The 18,966-nt window shown below is 61.1% G+C and carries 12 protein-coding genes; 7 read left to right on the forward strand and 5 right to left on the reverse strand.

Features of this window, described 5'->3' with window-relative positions; translation table 11 throughout:
* Positions 1–6: 6 nt before the first annotated feature.
* From HX868_RS29245 to HX868_RS29265, 5 genes are all read right to left on the reverse strand, one after another.
* On the reverse strand, positions 7–837 hold the full coding sequence (locus HX868_RS29245; RefSeq protein ID WP_003173672.1) for a carbohydrate ABC transporter permease: 831 nt from the start codon (positions 835–837) through the stop codon (positions 7–9).
* Positions 838–847: 10 nt separating this feature from the next.
* Positions 848–1,738: a carbohydrate ABC transporter permease gene (locus tag HX868_RS29250; protein WP_032864136.1), complete on the reverse strand. Its 891-nt coding sequence runs from the start codon at positions 1,736–1,738 to the stop codon at positions 848–850.
* Positions 1,739–1,873: 135 nt separating this feature from the next.
* Complete coding sequence (locus HX868_RS29255; protein ID WP_425504258.1) at positions 1,874–3,145, reverse strand: ABC transporter substrate-binding protein; 1,272 nt, start codon at positions 3,143–3,145, stop codon at positions 1,874–1,876.
* 339 nt (positions 3,146–3,484) lie between these two features.
* Positions 3,485–4,390: an AraC family transcriptional regulator gene (locus HX868_RS29260; RefSeq protein ID WP_177005253.1), complete on the reverse strand. Its 906-nt coding sequence runs from the start codon at positions 4,388–4,390 to the stop codon at positions 3,485–3,487.
* A 72-nt stretch (positions 4,391–4,462) separates the two neighbouring features.
* Positions 4,463–5,752, reverse strand: a complete 1,290-nt coding sequence (locus tag HX868_RS29265) for a glycosyltransferase (RefSeq protein WP_177005254.1) — start codon at positions 5,750–5,752, stop codon at positions 4,463–4,465.
* Between the two features lie 158 nt (positions 5,753–5,910).
* On the opposite strand from HX868_RS29265, the gene tpx reads away from it, so the two are divergent.
* From tpx to HX868_RS29300, 7 genes are all read left to right on the forward strand, one after another.
* Complete coding sequence (gene tpx / locus HX868_RS29270) at positions 5,911–6,411, forward strand: thiol peroxidase (protein WP_177005255.1); 501 nt, start codon at positions 5,911–5,913, stop codon at positions 6,409–6,411.
* A 231-nt stretch (positions 6,412–6,642) separates the two neighbouring features.
* On the forward strand, positions 6,643–7,947 hold the full coding sequence (locus tag HX868_RS29275) for an MdtA/MuxA family multidrug efflux RND transporter periplasmic adaptor subunit (protein WP_177005256.1): 1,305 nt from the start codon (positions 6,643–6,645) through the stop codon (positions 7,945–7,947).
* Positions 7,944–11,045 (forward strand): MdtB/MuxB family multidrug efflux RND transporter permease subunit, encoded by a 3,102-nt coding sequence (locus tag HX868_RS29280; RefSeq protein ID WP_126571627.1) that lies wholly within the window; start codon positions 7,944–7,946, stop codon positions 11,043–11,045. Before HX868_RS29275 ends, HX868_RS29280 begins: the two co-directional genes overlap by 4 nt.
* Positions 11,042–14,149: an efflux RND transporter permease subunit gene (locus HX868_RS29285; RefSeq protein ID WP_177005257.1), complete on the forward strand. Its 3,108-nt coding sequence runs from the start codon at positions 11,042–11,044 to the stop codon at positions 14,147–14,149. The genes HX868_RS29280 and HX868_RS29285 overlap by 4 nt, the downstream gene beginning before the upstream one ends.
* A 134-nt stretch (positions 14,150–14,283) precedes the next feature.
* The gene (locus tag HX868_RS29290; RefSeq protein WP_016980345.1) at positions 14,284–15,693 is read left to right on the forward strand and encodes an efflux transporter outer membrane subunit; all 1,410 of its coding nucleotides are present in this window, start codon (positions 14,284–14,286) and stop codon (positions 15,691–15,693) included.
* Between the two features lie 302 nt (positions 15,694–15,995).
* Entirely contained in the window at positions 15,996–18,092 is a 2,097-nt protein-coding gene (locus HX868_RS29295; RefSeq protein WP_177005258.1) for a putative bifunctional diguanylate cyclase/phosphodiesterase, read from the forward strand.
* Positions 18,093–18,146: 54 nt separating this feature from the next.
* The gene (locus HX868_RS29300; RefSeq protein ID WP_095015967.1) at positions 18,147–18,893 is read left to right on the forward strand and encodes an SDR family oxidoreductase; all 747 of its coding nucleotides are present in this window, start codon (positions 18,147–18,149) and stop codon (positions 18,891–18,893) included.
* The last annotated feature ends 73 nt before the right edge of the window (positions 18,894–18,966 follow it).

The following is an 18,966-nucleotide window of genomic DNA, read 5'->3' on the forward strand; positions in this document are numbered from 1 at the left end:
GAATTATTATTTGACGGCGCCAAAGGACAAACCGCGCACCAGCTGTTTCTGGCTGATCCAGCCAAAGATCAGGATCGGCGCGCAGGCCAGGGTCGAGACGGCGGACAATTTGGCCCAGAACAAGCCTTCGGGGCTGGAGTAGGAGGCGATCAACGCGGTCAGCGGCGCGGCGGCGGAGGAGGTCAGGTTCAGCGACCAGAAGGCCTCGTTCCAGCACAGGATCAGCGACAGCAACACGGTAGAGGCCAGGCCGCCCTTGGCAATCGGCAACAGTACGCGGACCATTTCTTGCCACAGGGTCGCGCCATCCAGGCGCGCGGCTTCGAGGATGTCCTTGGGGATGTCCTTGAAGTAGGTGTAAACCATCCACACCACAATCGGCAGGTTGATCAGGGTGTAGATGATGATCAGCGCAATGCGCGTATCCAGCAGGCCAAAGCTCTTGGCCAACAGGTAGATCGGCATCAGTACGCCCACCGGCGGCAGCATCTTGGTGGACAGCATCCACAGCAGCGTGCCTTTGGTGCGCTGGGTTTCGTAGAACGCCATGGAGTAGGCCGCCGGTACCGAGATCAGTAGGCACAGCGCCGTTGCACTGAAGGAAATCAGCACCGAGTTCCACGCATAGCTGAAGTAATTGCTGCGCTCGTTGATGTGCAGGTAGTTCTCCAGCGTCGGCGTGAAGATGAACTGCGGCGGCGTGGCAAACGCGTCGATTTCGGTCTTGAAGCTGGTCAGCACCATCCAGAAGATCGGGAAGAAAATCAGGATCGCAATGGCCCAGGCCAATGTGCCGAGCAACAGGCTTTGCAGGCGGCGAGATTGTTGAAGCGTCATGGCGCGGCCCTCAAGGCTTGTCAGTCAGGTTTTTGCCGATCATCCGCACCAGGATGATCGCCGCGATGTTGGCGATGACCACGGCAATCAAGCCGCCGGCCGAGGCCATGCCCACGTCGAACTGCACCAGCGCCTGGTTGTAGATCAGGTAGGCGAGGTTGGTCGAGGCGTAGCCGGGGCCACCGTTGGTGGTGGTGAAGATCTCGGCGAATACCGAGAGCAAAAAGATCGTCTCGATCATCACCACCACGGCAATCGGGCGGGCCAGGTGGGGCAGGGTCAGGTGCCAGAAGATCGCGATGGCGCCGGCACCGTCCAGGCGCGCGGCTTCTTTTTGTTCCTGGTCGAGGGACTGCATGGCGGTCATCAGCAGCAGGATGGCGAACGGGAGCCATTGCCACGACACGATGATGATGATCGACAGCAACGGATAGTGCGCCAGCCAGTCCACGGGTTCTGCGCCGAAGAACTTCCACACGGCAGCGAGAATCCCCGAGACCGGGTGGAAAATCAGGTTCTTCCAGATCAGCGCGCCCACGGTGGGCATGATGAAGAACGGCGAAATCAGCAACACTCGCACCAAGCCACGGCCGAAGAACTCACTGGCCTCCAGCAGGGCGCTGATCAGCACACCGAACACCACGCTGATCAGCAACACGCTGCCCACCAGCAACAAGGTATTGGTGGCGCCGGGCAGGAAGCCCGAATCGGTGATGAAATAGGTAAAGTTTTCCAGCCCCACGAACTGGTTTTCGCCGGGGTAGAGCAGGTTGTAGCGGATCAGCGAAAAGTACAGGGTCATGCCCAATGGCACGATCATCCACAGCAGCAACAGGGCGACTGAGGGGCTGACAAGGAACCAGCCGGGGTTGGCCAGGCGGTTTTTGGCGGGTGTATTCATGGTAATCAAGACCGATTAGAGGCAGGTGCGCAAAACCCCTGTAGGAGCGAGCTTGCTCGCGAAGGCATTCCAGGCCCAGTGCGGCTTCGGATGTACCTTTTTCGCGAGCAAGCTCGCTCCTACAGGTCAGGGAGGTTACTTGGGATAACCGGCCCGCTTCATTTCACGCTCGGTGGTGGTCTGCGCGGCGGTCAGTGCAGCATCCACCGTTTGTTGACCAGTCAGTGCACCCGAGAAGAACTTGCCGACCTGGGTCCCAATCGCCTGGAACTCAGGAATGGTCACCAACTGGATACCGACATACGGCACCGGCTTGAGCGTCGGTTTGGTCGGGTCCGCGACTTTCAGCGATTCCAGGGTCACCTTGGCAAACGGCGCGGCCTTCATGTACTCGTCGCTGTAGGTCGACTTGCGCGTGCCTGGCGGTACGTTGGCGATGCCATCGGTCTTGGCGACCAATGCACCGTACTCCTTGGAGGTCGCCCAACTGGTGAACACCTTGGCGGCGTCCTTGGCCTTGGAGCTGGTCGGGATCGCCAGGCTCCAGGAGTACAGCCACGAAGTGCCCTTGTCGGTCTTCTCATGAGGAGCAAAGGTGAAACCGACGTGGTCAGCCACTTTGCTCTGGGTCTTGTCGGTGACGAACGAGCCGGCCACGCTGGCGTCGACCCAGATCGCGCACTTGCCGCTGTTGAACAGCGCCAGGTTTTCGTTGAAACCGTTGCTGGAAGCACCCGGCGGGCCGGATTTCTTCATGTTGTCGACGTAGAAGTTCAGCGCGTCTTTCCATTCTGGACCGTTGAATTCCGGCTGCCACTTTTCATCGAACCAGCGCGCACCGTAGCCGTTGGCCAGGGTGGTGATCAGCGCCATGTTCTCGCCCCAACCGGCTTTGCCGCGCAGGCACAGGCCGTATTGCTCTTTGGTTTTGTCGGTGAGTTTGCTGGCGAATTCGCCAATCTGGGTCCAGGTCGGATGCTCAGGCATGGTCAGCCCGGCGTCCTTGAACAGGTCGGTGCGGTAATAGGTGATCGAGCTTTCGGCGTAGAACGGCAGGGCGTACAGCGAGCCTTTGACAGACAAACCGTCACGCACCGAAGGGAATACATCATCGAGGTCGTAAGACGCCGGCAGGTCCTTCATCGGTTCCAGCCAACCTTTGGCGCCCCACAGTGCAGCTTCGTACATGCCGATGGTCAACACGTCGAACTGCCCACCCTGGGTGGCGATGTCGGTGGTGAGGCGTTGGCGCAGCACGTTTTCTTCGAGCACCACCCAGTTCAGCTTGATCTCCGGATGCTCGGTCTCGAAGGTTTTCGAGAGCTTCTGCATGCGGATCATGTCGCTGTTATTGACGGTGGCAATGGTGAGGGTTTGCGCGCCAAGGCTGACGGCGCTGAGGGTCATGCAAGAAAAGGCAATCAGAGCTTTTGCTGTGAACTTCATCGCGCACTCCATTTCCGCGCCCAGGGGGCTACAGAAGGACGGTTATTGTTGTTGTGTCTTCCTACAGGGAGTCAGGAAGAGTGTGCGGTTGATTACAGCCTTGAAATGGCGATGTGACAAATCCTTGGGCGCACTGGGACTGATACTTTTTTGCACTGTGTGGTGATTGGCTGAAACGATTTATCCGGGAGCACGGTGATCCACTGTAGGAGCTGGCTTGCCTGCGATGGCATCGACACGGTGCACCTGACACGCCGAGGTGTCTGCATCGCCGGCAAGCCGGCTCCTACAGAAAGCGGTTCAGGCCAGGTTCTGTTCGGTCAAACGCTGCACCGCAAGACGCCGGTAGTGGGAAGGCGTCATGCCCTTGAGTTGCTGAAAGCGTCGGTTGAAATTGGAAATATTGTTGAAGCCTGATTCAAAGCACACATCCGTCACGGCTTTATCGCCATCGGCCAGCAACTCGCAGGACTTGCTGATGCGCAGCCGATTGACGAATTCGATAAAAGTACGCCCAGTCGCCTGCTTGAACACCCTTGAGAAATAGGTGGGCTTCATTCCCAGGTACTCCGCCACCTCTTCAAGCGGCAACTCCCGCGCGTAGTGGGCAAAAATATAGTCCACCGCGCGGTTGGTACGGTCGATGCTGTGTTCATCGGCCAGTTGCGGCGTAGTCACGCCGGAGAGCAGTTGGTAGTCCTCACACGCACTTAACACTTCCAGCAGAATAAAGAAGTGCCCCAGGCGCGCCATGCCCTGGGTGTCCTCGATACGCTGCATCAAGGTCATGGCCTGGGCGATGGTTTTTTTGCAGCGGAATTCGATGCCGTACTGCGCGCGCTCCAGCAACGGCGCCAGGGTCTTGAGTTCGGCGAAGGTGTGGCTGCCTTGCTCGAACAGCTCATCAGTGAAATTCACTAGCATGTCACGCTTGGGCACCACCTCGTTTTCCTCCACCTGGCTGATCCAGTTGTGGGGCAGGTTGGGGCCCGTGAGAAACAGGCTTTCCGGGTAAAAGTTGCCGATGTAGTCGCCGATGAACACCTTGCCGGAACTGGCCACGATCAGGTGCAGCTCATATTCCTTGTGGAAGTGCCAGCGCACCAGCGGGCAGGGGAAACCGTGCTGGCGATAGATGATGGACAGACCGTTGTGGTCGTCCATCAACTCGTAGGAAGGGTCGGTAATTCGCGTTGCTCGGGTCATGTTGCCGTCGCTTTTTTGTGGTTGCTGCGTAGGATAATGCCCCGTCGCGCGCGCCCTCGCCAGCGCTGGTGTTTATAGGCTGCGGTTTTTCGCCTCGATCCACTGGGACATGTACTGCGTACTTTTATGCGCATGGTGGCGCAGCATGCTGCCGGTGAAGTTGTCCCGGCGGTGGGCAGCCAGGTTGCCGCGACAGTGTTCCAGGCACGCCACCAACGCCGGCCCGTGGGTGGCCTCGTTGTAGCGTCGGGCCAGCAACCGGCGGCCGTCTTCCTGGGCCTGGGTCCAACGTTCACGATCCTGATACAGCGCCACGGCGGCGGCTGCCAGGGCGGGGGCGCTGTGTTCGATCATGCCGGGCCACGGCTGATCATCACCCATGGCTTCGGCACCGATGGGCGTGGTGATGTTCGGTGTACCGCAGAGCATCGCGTCCGCCAGTTTGCCCTTGATACCGGCACCGAAGCGCAGGGGCGCCAGGCAGATACGCGCGGCGGTCATGACTTGCAGGGCATCTTCGGCCCAATTCATCACATGAAAACCCTGCGCCGGGTTGTGCAATGCCGTGGCCTTGGGCGGGGTATAGGACCCGTAGATATGCAACTGCGCGCCCGGCAATTGCTGGCGGATCAACGGCCACAGGCTGTTTTTCATCCATAACACCGCATCCCAGTTGGGCGCGTGGCGGAAGTTGCCGATGCTGAGGAAGTGCGCACGGTCTTCAAACGGCACGAAGGGCTCGGTCGGCGGCTGCAACATCAGCGGGCACCAGTGGAGCAGGGCGGCGGGTACCTTGAATTGCTCGGTGAGCAGTTGCGCTTCCACGTCCGAGATCATCAGGCTGATGTCACAGCGGTAGATCGCTGCAATTTCGCGCTTGGCGATGTCCGTATCGGCCATCAGCTGGAATTCATCATCCAGCGCCGGCGCGAACAGTGCGCGGAAATCCTCGCTGTGGGGATGGGCTTTGAGGTGATCCTTCAGACGTTGCTGGCGCGCGTCGCGCAGACTCTGCAGGTCGCAGGTTTCCAGCACCCGCAGGGCATCGGGACAGTGCTTCTCGACACGCCAGCCGAACTGTTCCTCCATCATGAAACGGTCGAACAGCACGATATCCGGCACCAGTTCGCGAATAAAATCATCGAAGCTGCTGTTATTCAGTTCGATAGCGCATTCGGTGATGCCCAACGCAGGCAAATCGGCCTTGTGCTCGCCGACGGTGGCGGGACTGCTGAAGGTGATATCCCAACCTTGTGTAAGAAAGCTCTCAAGGATTTGCATCATATGCCCGCCGGCAGCCGAGGAACGGGGTTCCGGCCAGACGTATCCAATGACCAGGACTTTGGTGGCAGGGGCATTCATCGACATCGTTTTCCTTGAAGGGCAGGGCGCAAAGCGCGCAATTAAACCATAACCGACGACATGACAATTTATGTTTGGCGGTAGGTAGCGAACGTACTTTGTGGTTAACTTCGGCCTCTCGAATTCGTTAAACCCAAATCAGCATAAGGATTCCGTTCATGGCTCAAGTCACCCTTCGTGGTAACCCTGTCCAGGTTGAAGGCGAATTGCCGAAAACCGGTTCCACCGCTCCTGAGTTCAGCCTTGTTGCTGTCGACCTGTCAGAAGCGTCCCTGGAAACCTTCGCCGGCAAGCGCAAGGTTCTGAACATCTTCCCAAGCGTTGACACCCCGACCTGCGCCACCTCGGTACGCAAGTTCAACGCCCAGGCCAACGACCTGAGCAACACCGTCGTGCTGTGCATCTCCTCTGACCTGCCGTTTGCCCAGAAGCGTTTCTGCGGCACCGAAGGCCTGGACAATGTGCTGAGCCTGTCGGACTTCCGCAACGCCGACTTCGCGGTCGACTACGGCGTTTCGCTGGCCGACGGCCCTCTGCAAGGCCTGACCGCCCGCGCCGTGGTGGTATTGGACGAGAACAACAACGTGCTGCACAGCGAACTGGTGTCAGAAATCGGCCAAGAGCCGAACTACGAAGCAGCCTTGGCTGTTTTGAAGTAACTGTTTCGGTACGTTACTGTCGTTTTGCAGTAACACGCTTGATGCATGATTGCGGCCTGGCCTAGTCCAGGCCGTTTTTATTTGTGGTTCAGTTGCTTAGCGAAACGGCCGATGAACTAAGGTCAGAAGTTAAAAGTTGTAAGCCCAAGGTAAATAGCCGGTAAAGGCGCTTTTCTAAATGCGCCCCAGTGCTTATCTTTCAGCCTCCCAAAGAAGAAGCTCTCGCGCCCAATGGTTGATCACTCCATGCAATCCTCCCCCCGTAAGTCCCGCCGCTGGCTGTTCGGCCTGCTTGTGCTGCTGGTTATCGCCGGCCTGTGCTGGAAATTCTGGCCCGCCAGCCACAAGGATGCCGCCGCGCAGGCGCCAGCCGGACGTGCCGGCAAGTCGGGGATGATGCGCCCGGGTTTCGGTGGCTCTACCGGCCCGGTGCCAGTGCGTGTGGCGCCTGCGGTGCTAGGCGAGTTCCCGGTGTACTACAAGGCCTTGGGCACGGTCACCGCACTCAATACCATCAATGTGCGCAGCCGGGTGGGCGGCGAGCTGGTGAAGATCGCCTTTGAAGAGGGGCAGATGGTCAAGGCTGGCGACCTGCTCGCCGAGATCGACCCGCGCAGTTACCAGAACGCCTTGCTCCAGGCCCAGGGCACGCTGATGCAGAACCAGGCCCAGCTGAAAAACGCCCAGGTCGACGTGCAGCGTTATCGCGACCTGTATGCCCAGGACAGCATCGCCAAGCAGACTCTGGACACCGCCGAAGCGCTGGTCCTGCAATACCAGGGCACGGTCAAGACCAACCAAGGCGCGGTGGATGACGCCAAGCTCAACCTCGAATTCACCAAGATCCGCGCGCCGATCAGCGGCCGCGTCGGCCTGCGCCAGGTGGACGTCGGCAACCTGGTAGCAGCCAACGACACCACGTTCCTCGCCGTGATCACTCAGACCCAGCCAATCAGCGTGGCCTTCACCTTGCCGGAGAACACCCTGGAAACCGTGCTCACCCGCTACCACGCCGGCAACAAGCTGCCCGTGGAAGCCTGGGACCGTGGCGATGTGAAACAGCAGGCCGTCGGCGTGCTGCAGAGCCTGGACAACCAGATCGACGTCACCACCGGTACTCTGAAATTCAAGGCACGTTTCGATAACAAGGACCAGGCACTGTTCCCGAACCAGTTCGTCAACGTGCACCTGCTGGCCGACACCCTGCATAACGTGGTGCTGGCGCCGTCGGCGGCGATCCAGTTCGGCAACTCCGGTACCTTTGTCTATGTGCTCGACGGCGATAAGAAGGTCAAGGTGCAGCCGCTGGTGGTGGGGGATACCGATGGCGACAACACCGTGATCAAAGAAGGCCTCAAGGCCGGCGATCGCGTGGTGCTGGAAGGCACCGACCGCTTGAAGGATGGCAGCGAGATCGAAGTGGTCAACGACAGCAGTGAAGTGCCAACCACGCCGACTGAACACCTGCAAGGCAAGCCCGCGGCGAAAGGGGAGACCGGCACCACTGCCGGCAAGGCGCAAAAGGTCGGTTCATGAACCTGTCGCGGCTGTTTATCCTTCGCCCGGTCGCCACCACGCTGAGCATGCTGGCCATTGTCTTGGCCGGTATCATTTCGTATCGCTTGCTGCCGGTGTCGGCCTTGCCCCAGGTGGATTACCCGACGATTCGGGTGATGACCCTGTACCCCGGCGCCAGCCCCGACGTGATGACCAGTGCTGTCACCGCGCCGCTGGAACGCCAGTTCGGGCAAATGCCCGGCCTTACGCAGATGGCCTCCACCAGCTCCGGCGGTGCGTCGGTGCTGACCCTGCGTTTCAACCTCGACATCAACATGGATGTCGCCGAGCAGCAAGTGCAGGCCGCGATCAACGCCGCGACCAACCTGTTGCCCAAGGACCTGCCGGCGCCGCCGGTGTACAACAAGGTCAACCCGGCGGATACCCCGGTGCTGACCCTGGCAATCACCTCCAAGACCATGCTGCTGCCCAAGCTCAATGACCTGGTCGACACGCGCATGGCGCAGAAAATCGCGCAGATCAGCGGCGTCGGCATGGTCAGCATCGCGGGCGGCCAGCGCCAGGCCGTGCGCATCAAGGTCAACCCCGAGGCCCTGGCGGCCAATGGCTTGAACCTGTCGGACGTGCGGACCCTGATCGCCGCGTCCAACGTCAACCAGCCCAAGGGCAACTTTGACGGCCCCACCCGCGTGTCGATGCTCGACGCCAACGACCAGTTGGTTTCGCCCCAGCAATACGCCGAACTGATCCTGGCCTACAACAATGGCGCGCCGCTGCGCCTGAAAGACGTGGCCCAGATCGTCGACGGCGCCGAAAACGAACGCCTTGCCGCCTGGGCCAACGAAAACCAGGCCGTGTTGCTGAATATCCAGCGCCAGCCGGGGGCCAACGTGATCGAGGTGGTGGACCGCATCAAGGCGCTGCTGCCGAGCATCACTGATAACTTGCCAGCCGGTCTCGACGTGACGGTGCTCACCGACCGCACCCAGACCATCCGCGCCTCGGTCAAAGACGTGCAGCACGAATTACTCATCGCCATTGCCCTGGTGGTGATGGTGACGTTCCTGTTCCTGCGCCGGGTCAGCGCCACGATCATTCCGTCCATCGCCGTGCCGCTGTCCCTGGTGGGCACTTTTGGCGTGATGTACCTGGCGGGGTTCTCCATCAACAACCTGACGCTGATGGCCCTCACCATCGCCACCGGTTTTGTGGTGGACGACGCGATCGTGATGCTGGAGAACATCTCCCGTTATATCGAGGAAGGCGAAACGCCGCTGGCCGCCGCGCTCAAGGGCGCCAAGCAGATCGGCTTCACCCTGATTTCCCTGACCCTGTCGCTGATCGCCGTACTGATCCCGCTGTTATTCATGGCTGACGTGGTGGGGCGGCTGTTCCGAGAGTTCGCGATCACCCTGGCGGTGGCGATCCTGATTTCCCTGGTGGTGTCCCTGACCCTCACGCCGATGATGTGCGCACGTTTACTCAAGCGTGAGCCCAAGGAGGAAGAGCAGGGCCGCTTCTACAAGGCCAGCGGCGCCTGGATCGATTGGTTGATCGCACGTTACGGCAGCATGCTGCAGTGGGTGCTCAAGCACCAGCCGCTGACCCTGCTGGTGGCCATCGCGACCCTGGGCCTGACCGTGTTCCTGTACCTGATCGTGCCCAAGGGCTTCTTCCCGGTGCAGGACACCGGCGTGATCCAGGGTATTTCCGAAGCGCCACAGTCGATTTCCTTTGCCGCCATGAGCCAGCGCCAGCAGGACTTGGCGAAGATCATCCTGGCCGATCCGGCAGTGGAAAGCCTGTCTTCCTACATTGGTGTGGACGGCGATAACGCGACCCTCAACAGTGGGCGCTTGCTGATCAACCTCAAGGCCCACGGCCAGCGCGACCTGAGCGCGGCCCAGGTGATCACCCGTTTGCAGCCGGAAATCGACAAGCTGGTGGGTATCCGCCTGTTCATGCAGCCGGTGCAGGACCTGACCATCGAAGATCGCGTCAGCCGTACCCAGTACCAGTTCAGCATGTCGTCGCCGGACGCCGAGTTGCTGGCATTGTGGAGTGACAAACTGGTCCACGCGTTGAGCCAGTTGCCCGAACTCACTGACGTCGCCAGTGACTTGCAGGACAAGGGCTTGCAGGTGTACCTGGTGATCGACCGCGACGCGGCGTCGCGACTGGGCGTCAGTGTGTCGACCATCACCGACGCGTTGTATGACGCCTTCGGCCAGCGGCAGATCTCCACCATCTACACCCAGGCCAGCCAGTACCGCGTGGTGCTGCAGGCCCAGTCCGGCGAAACTCTCGGCCCGGACGCGCTGAACCAGATCCACGTGAAAACCACCGACGGCGGCCAGGTGCGCTTGTCCAGCCTCGCCCGCGTGGAGCAGCGCCAGGCGCAATTGGCGATCGCGCATATCGGCCAGTTCCCGGCCGTGATGATGTCATTCAACCTGGCCCCTGGCGTTGCGCTGGGCAAAGGTGTGGAGCTGATCAACCAGACCCAGAAAGACATCGGCATGCCGGTGGGCGTGCAGACTCAGTTCCAGGGCGCGGCCCAGGCCTTCGAAGCCTCTCTGTCGAGCACTTTGCTGCTGATCCTGGCGGCGGTGGTCACCATGTATATCGTGCTGGGTGTGCTCTACGAGAGCTATATCCACCCGATCACCATTCTCTCGACCTTGCCATCGGCGGCGGTAGGGGCTTTGCTGGCGTTGCTGCTCAGCGGCAATGACCTGGGCATGATCGCGATCATCGGCATCATCCTGCTGATCGGTATCGTCAAGAAGAACGCGATCATGATGATCGACTTCGCCCTCGATGCCGAACGCAACCAGGGCCTTGACCCGCAGACCGCGATCTACCAGGCGGCGCTGCTGCGCTTCCGGCCGATTCTGATGACCACCCTGGCGGCGTTGTTCGGCGCGGTGCCGTTGATGCTGGCCACCGGTTCCGGCGCGGAACTGCGCCAACCGCTGGGCCTGGTAATGGTCGGTGGCCTGCTGGTGAGCCAGGTGCTCACCCTGTTCACCACGCCGGTGATCTACCTGTATTTCGACCGCCTCGGCCGTCGCTGGCGCAAAGAGCCGCAAAGCCTGGAGCCGGTTGAGTCATGAACCTGTCCGGACCTTTCATCCGCCGGCCGGTCGCCACCATGCTGCTGAGCCTGGCGATCCTGTTGCTCGGCGGCGTCAGTTTCAACCTGTTGCCGGTGTCGCCGCTGCCGCAGATCGACTTCCCGGTGATCGTGGTGTCGGCCAGCTTGCCCGGCGCCAGCCCCGAGGTGATGGCATCCACGGTGGCGACGCCGCTGGAGCGCTCGTTCGGCGCGATTGCCGGCATCACCACCATGAGCAGTTCGTCGAGCCAGGGCTCCACGCGGGTAATCCTGGCGTTCGACTCCGACCGCGATATCAACGGCGCGGCGCGGGAAGTGCAGGCAGCGATCAATGCCTCGCGCAACCTGCTGCCCAGCGGTATGCGCAGCATGCCGACCTACAAGAAGATCAACCCGTCCCAGGCGCCGATCATGGTGCTGTCGCTGACCTCGGACGTGTTGCAGAAAGGCCAGCTGTACGACCTGGCCTCGACCATTCTGTCGCAAAGCCTGTCCCAAGTGCCTGGCGTTGGGGAAGTGCAGATCGGCGGTAGTTCCTTGCCGGCGGTGCGCATCGAGCTGGAGCCCAAGGCCCTCGATCAGTACGGCGTGGCCCTCGACGATGTGCGCAACACCATCGCCAACGCCAACCAGCGTCGGCCTAAAGGTTCGTTGGAAGACAGCCAGCGTAACTGGCAGATCCAGGCCAACGACCAGTTGGAGAAGGCCAAGGACTACGAGCCGCTGCTGATCCGCTACCAGAACGGCGCGGCCCTGCGTCTGGGCGACGTGGCCAAGATCAGTGACGGCGTGGAAGACCGCTACAACAGCGGTTTCTTCAATAACGAACCGGCGGTGCTGCTGGTGATCAACCGCCAGTCTGGCGCCAACATCATCGAGACGGTCCGGCAGATCAAGGCGCAGTTACCGGCGTTGCAGGCGGTGCTGCCGTCCAGCGTCAAGCTGAGCCTGGCCATGGACCGTTCGCCGGTGATCACCGCGACCCTGCACGAAGCCGAGATGACCTTGCTCATCGCCGTGGGCCTGGTGATCCTGGTGGTGTACCTGTTTCTGGGCAACTTCCGCGCCTCGCTGATCCCCACCCTGGCGGTGCCGGTCTCACTGGTGGGCACTTTTGCGGTGATGTACCTGTACGGGTTCTCGCTGAACAACTTCTCGTTGATGGCGTTGATCCTGGCCACCGGGTTGGTGGTGGACGATGCCATCGTGGTGCTGGAGAACATTTCCCGACATATCGACGAAGGTGTGCCGCCGATGAAGGCGGCGTACCTGGGCGCCCAGGAAGTCGGCTTTACCTTGCTGTCGATGAACGTTTCGTTGGTGGCGGTGTTCCTCTCCATCCTGTTCATGGGGGGGATTGTCACCAACCTTTTCCGTGAGTTTTCCATCACCTTGTCGGCGGCGATCATTGTGTCGCTGATCGTTTCGCTGACCCTGACCCCGATGCTCTGCGCGCGCTGGCTCAAGCCGCATGTGAAGGGCGAGATGACCGGGTTGCAGCGCTGGAGCCAGAAGGTCAACGACCGCATGGTCGCCGGCTACGCCACCAGCCTGGACTGGGTGTTGCGCCATCGGCGCCTGACCTTGCTCAGCCTGTTGCTGACCATCGGCATGAACGTCGCGCTTTACGTGGTGGTGCCGAAAACCTTCATGCCTCAGCAGGACACTGGCCAGTTGATCGGTTTTGTGCGCGGTGATGACGGCCTGTCGTTCAGCGTGATGCAGCCGAAAATGGAAACCTTCCGCAAGGCGGTGCTCAAGGACCCGGCGGTGCTCAGCGTGGCCGGCTTTATCGGCGGCAACAACGGCACCAACAATGCGGTAATGTTGGTGCGCCTTAAACCCATCAGCGAGCGCAAGATTTCCGCCCAGGCGGTGATCGAGCGTCTGCGCAAGGATGTGCCGCTAGTGCCGGGCGGGCGGTTGTTCCTGATGGCCGACCAGGACCTGCAATTCGGCGGCAGTCGCGACCAGACCAGCGCGCAGTATTCCTACATCCTGCAAAGCGGCGACCTGGCGGCCTTGCGCCTGTGGTACCCGAAAGTGGTGGCGGCCTTGCGCGAGCTGCCGGAACTCACTGCCATCGACGCCCGTGAAGGCCGGGGTGCGGCGCAGGTCACGCTGATTGTCGACCGCGACCAGGCCAAGCGTCTGGGCATCGACATGAACATGGTCACGGCGGTGCTCAACAACGCCTACAGCCAGCGGCAGATTTCCACCATCTATGACAGCCTCAACCAGTACCAGGTGGTGATGGAGGTCAATCCCAAATACGCCCAGGACCCGATCACCCTCAACCAGATGCAAGTGATCACCTCCACGGGTGCGCGGGTGCCGCTGTCGACCATTGCCCATTATGAGAACAGCCTGGCCGACGACCGCGTCAGCCACGAAGGCCAGTTCGCCTCGGAGAACATCGCCTTCGATATGGCGCCCGGCGTGACGGTGGAGCAGGGCACGGCAGCCATTGAGCGGGCGATTGCCAAGGTCGGCTTGCCCGAAGACGTGATCGCCAAGATGGCCGGTACCGCCGATGCCTTTGCAGCCACGCAGAAAGGCCAGCCGTTCATGATCCTCGGCGCGCTGGTGGCGGTGTACCTGGTGCTGGGCATTCTGTATGAAAGCTATATTCACCCGCTGACCATTCTCTCGACCCTGCCGTCGGCCGGTGTCGGCGCCATGCTCGCGATCTACCTGACCGGGGGCGAGTTCAGCCTGATCTCCTTGCTGGGCCTGTTCCTGCTGATCGGCGTGGTGAAGAAAAACGCGATCCTGATGATCGACCTGGCCTTGCAGCTGGAGCGCCACGACGGCATGAGCCCGCTGGAATCAATTCGCAGCGCCTGCCTGTTGCGTTTGCGCCCGATCCTGATGACCACCCTGGCGGCCATCCTCGGCGCCTTGCCGTTGCTGCTGGGCGCGGGCGATGGTGCGGAAATGCGCCGTCCGTTGGGCCTGACGATTATCGGCGGTTTGGTGTTCAGCCAGATCCTGACCCTCTACACCACCCCGGTGGTCTACCTCTATCTCGACCGCGCGCGCCATCGCTTCAATAAATGGCGCGGCGTGCGTACCGATGCTGCCCTGGACACTGCGCTATGACCGATTCAATCAACGCCAATGCACCGCAGTCCCCTGTAGGAGCCGGCTTGCCGGCGAAAAACTCACCGTCACCGCGTACTTTCAGGCAGGGCGCGTTTTCGTTGACGACCTTCGCGAGCAAGCTCGCTCCTACAATGGGATTGGCGTTATTGCTCAGTGCTTGCGCTATTGGCCCCGACTACAAACGCCCGGAAGTCGTCGAACCGGTCCAGTACAAAGAAGCCCAAGGCTGGCGCCAAGCCACGCCCAGCGACTCCCTGGCCCGTGGCGCCTGGTGGGAGCTTTACGGTGACCGCCAGCTCAATGACCTGGTGGTACGCTTGAACACGTCCAACCAAACTGTGGCCCAGGCCGAAGCGCGCTTCCGCCAGGCCCAGGCGCTGGTGCGCAGCTCCCGTGGGGCGTTTTACCCCACCGTTGACCTGAGCGCCGGGAAAACCCGCGCCAGCCAGGGCACTGGTAGCAGTAACGCAAGCCTGAGCAGTTCCAGCAGCGGTATCCGCGACACCCTCAATGCCCAATTGGGTGTGAGTTGGGAAGCGGATATCTGGGGCAAATTGCGCCGAGGCCTGGAGGCCAACGAAGCCAGTGCTGAAGCCAGCTCGGCGGACCTGGCGGCGATGCGCCTGAGCCAGCAGTCCGAACTGGTGCAGAGCTACCTGCAACTGCGCGTCATGGATGAACAGACGCGTTTGCTGCAAGCCACGCTGGAGACCTATCAGCGCTCCCTGCAAATGACCGAAAACCAATACCGCGCCGGGGTCTCCGGCAAGGATGCGGTGGCCCAGGCGCAAACCCAGCTCAAGACCACCCAGGCCAGCCTGATCGACCTGATCTGGCAGCGCGCCCAACTGGAAAACGCGATTGCCGTGTTGATCGGCGAAGCGCCGGCCAACTTCAACCTGGCGGTGAGCAAGGACATCCCTGCATTGCCGCAGATTCCGGTAAGCCTGCCGTCGCAATTGCTGGAGCGCCGCCCCGACATCGCCTCGGCCGAACGCTCGGTGATCGCCGCCAACGCCAATATCGGCGTGGCCAAGGCCGCCTACTACCCGGACCTGAGCCTGAGCCTGGCCGGTGGTTACTCCAGCAGCACCTACGCCGACTGGATCAGCCTGCCGAACCGTTTCTGGTCGGTAGGGCCGAAATTGGCCATGACCCTGTTCGACGGCGGTCAGCGTTCGGCGGAAGTCGACCGCACCGTGGCCAGCTACGACGAGACTGTCGCCAAATACCGCCAGACCGTTTTGGATGGCTTCCGCGAAGTGGAAAACTACATGGTGCAGCTCAAGGTGCTGGAAGACGAGGCGGTGGTCAGCAATGAAGCACTGGACGCCGCCCGTGAGTCGTTGCGCCTGACCCAGAACCAGTATAAGGCGGGGCTGATTGCCTATCTGGATGTGGTCACCACGCAAGCCACAGCGCTGAATAACGAGCGCACGGTACTGACCCTTTTGCAGACGCGCCTGGTGGCCAGTGTGCAATTGATTGCTGCGTTGGGTGGTGGTTGGGACGGGCAGACGCCGATCAGCGCAAAGGACTGACTCTGCTACGCCGATCATCTGTAGGAGCCGGCTTGCCGGCGATCGCGGTGGGTCAGTGTGCATCTTAGTGCCTGATCCGACGCCATCGCCGGCAAGCCGGCTCCTACAGGGGGGGTGAAGGTCGACCTCCGCGCGGTGCAAAGGCGCGGTCGTCGAGGGTATTTTGAGCCAGTAGATTGGCGTCAAAATGCCACTAATGGCCCTCTGATAATTAATCAACTGCTCAAGAATTATTCTCGCTACAATCGCCCGCTTTGCCACTTGGCACGGGCTTCTCAGGCCCGCTGCGCACGAGAAGTCCCATGCTCATCGGTAGTTATTCTCCCTCACTGGTCGTGATCTCACTGTTCGTCGCGATCCTGGCTTCTTACACCGCGCTGGATCTTTCCGGTCGCATCGCTACCGCCAAAGGCCGTGCCGTTTATTTATGGATCGCCGGCGGGGCCATGGCGATGGGCGTGGGGGTGTGGTCGATGCACTTCATCGGCATGCTGGCGCTGCGCCTACCGTTTGCCCTGGGATTTGACATGGGCATCACCGCGCTGTCGTTGTTGATTGCAGTGCTGTCCAGTGGCTTTGCCTTGTGGCTGATCAGCCAACCCCGCTTGCCGGCCTGGCAACTGGCGTTTGGCGCGCTGGTCATGGGCACCGGCATTGCGTGCATGCACTACACCGGCATGGCCGCGATGCGCATGACGCCAGGCATCGACTACGACCCTGCCTTGTTCGGTGCGTCGTTGCTGATCGCCGTCGCGGCGTCAGGCGCTGCCCTGTGGATAGCCCACAATCTGCGCCGCAACATGCCTTACGTGCGCCTGGCGCGAGGCGGGGCCGCGGTGGTGATGGGCTTCGCCATCGTCGGTATGCATTACACCGGGATGGCCGCAGCACGTTTTGCCGATGAGAGCTTCTGCGGTGCCGCGTTGAACGGCTTGAGCGGTAAGGGCCTGGACAACCTGGTGCTGGTCACGACCCTGGCCGTGCTGGCCATTGCCTTGCTCACCTCGTTGCTCGACGCACGCCTGGAAGCGCGCACCGCCGTGCTGGCAGATTCCCTGACCCAAGCCAACCAGGAACTGACCCACCTGGCCCTGCACGACATGCTCACCGGCCTGCCGAATCGCACGTTATTGGCCGATCGCATTCAACAGGCCATGCAGGCCGTGAAGGAGCAGGGCGGTTGCTTTGCGCTGATGTTTATCGACCTCGACGGCTTCAAACCGGTCAACGATGCCTTTGGTCATCACATGGGTGACCAGTTGTTGCGCGAAGTCGGCCTGCGCCTGCGCGAAGACTTGCGCAGTCAGGACACCCTGGCACGCATTGGCGGCGATGAATTTGTATTGCTGGTGCAACTGACCCAGCCGGACGATGCCCTTGGCCTTGCCGAGCGTCAGGTGATCCTGATCAACCGAGCGTTCCAGGTGGCCGAGCACGAGCTTAAAATTTCCGCCAGCGTCGGCATCGCGATGTTCCCGGGCAACGGTGGCAACCCTCAGGAATTACTGATGAACGCCGACGCCGCGATGTACCACGCCAAGGGCATGGGCAAGAACGGCTACAGCTTTTTTGATGTGTCGATGAACACCAACGCACGCAAGCAATTGCAGCTGTTGCAGGACTTGCGCAATGCTGTGGAACAGGAGCAATTTCGCCTGTACTACCAGCCCAAGTTCGACGCCGTCAGCGGCATCCCGGTCGGCGCCGAAGCCTTGCTGCGCTGGGAACACCCGCAACAGGGGTTGCTGCTGCCGGCGACGTTTATCGAACTGGCGGAAAAGACCGGCTTGATCATTCCTATCGGGGAGTGGGTGCTCAACGAAGCCTGTCGTCAAATGAGCCTGTGGTACGTCCAGGGCTACGAAGATTGGCGCATTGCGGTAAACCTGTCGGCATTGCAGTTCTGCCACGCCGGGCTGGTCAAGAGTGTGGCGGCGGCTCTGGAGCGGCACCAGTTGCCGGCCAATAACCTGACCCTGGAAATCACCGAAACCACCGCCATGAGCGATGCCGATGCGAGCATGACGGTGTTGCAGCAGCTGTCGGACATGGGCGTCGACTTGTCCATCGATGACTTCGGCACCGGTTATTCCAGCCTGATGTACCTCAAGCGCCTGCCGGCCAATGAGCTGAAGATCGACCGGGGTTTTGTGCGCGACCTGGAACACGACAGCGACGACGCCGCCATCGTCTCGGCCATTGTCGCCCTGGGCCAGGCCCTGGGGCTGCGGATTGTTGCCGAAGGTGTCGAGACCGACGTGCAGCAGAATTTCCTGACACGGCTGGGCTGCAATTCCCTGCAGGGCTATCTGCTGGGTCACCCTTTGCCGGCGGAGGGCTTCATGGCGGATATCCAACGCGCTGAAGAGGCCGTTGCGCCTGACAAAAGCCGTGCGTGACAGGTATTCTTGGATCCAACCCTAAACATCAGGTTGAATCAGGAGACCGCACGCATGGACAAAGTCGTCATCATCACCGGGGGCAGTCGTGGGATTGGCGCCGAGACGGCCTTGCTGGCCGCTCGCCAGGGCTATCGCATCTGCATCAATTATCAGTCCGACGAAGAGGCGGCCCATCGCGTACTGGAACAAGTGCGTGCGCTGGGCGCCCAAGCGATTGCCGTGCGGGCAGACGTGAGCATCGAGGATGAAGTGATCGCGCTGTTCCACCGTGTAGACGCCGAGTTGGGCCGTGTTACTGCACTGGTCAACAATGCGGGTACGGTGGGGCATAAATCCCGCGTGGATGAGATGTCCGAATTTCGCATCCTGAAAATCATGAAGACCAACGTGCTCGGCCCGATCCTGTGCGCCAAGCATGCGGTGCTGCGCATGTCGCCCAAGCATGGCGGGCAGGGTGGGAGTATCGTCAATGTGTCGTCGGTGGCAGCGCGCCTGGGGTCGCCGGGTGAGTATGTCGACTACGCCGCCTCCAAGGGTGCACTCGACACGTTCACCATTGGATTATCGAAAGAAGTGGCGGGCGAAGGCATTCGCGTGAATGCCGTGCGACCAGGCTACATTTTCACCGACTTCCATGCCCTGAGCGGCGACCCGGACCGGGTCAGCAAGTTGGAGTCCGGTATTCCCATGGCCCGTGGCGGGCGCCCGGATGAGGTGGCGGAAGCGATTGTCTGGCTGCTGTCGGATAAGGCTTCGTATGCCACTGGCACATTCCTGGACCTGGGCGGCGGTCGCTGAATAGGTAGCGCTCATACCGGCGCCATCGCGGGCAAGCCCGGCTCCCACAGGGGAACGGATTCCAATGTGGGAG

It is taken from the genome of Pseudomonas reactans (genome assembly GCF_013385825.1).
GTDB lineage: Bacteria > Pseudomonadota > Gammaproteobacteria > Pseudomonadales > Pseudomonadaceae > Aquipseudomonas > Aquipseudomonas reactans.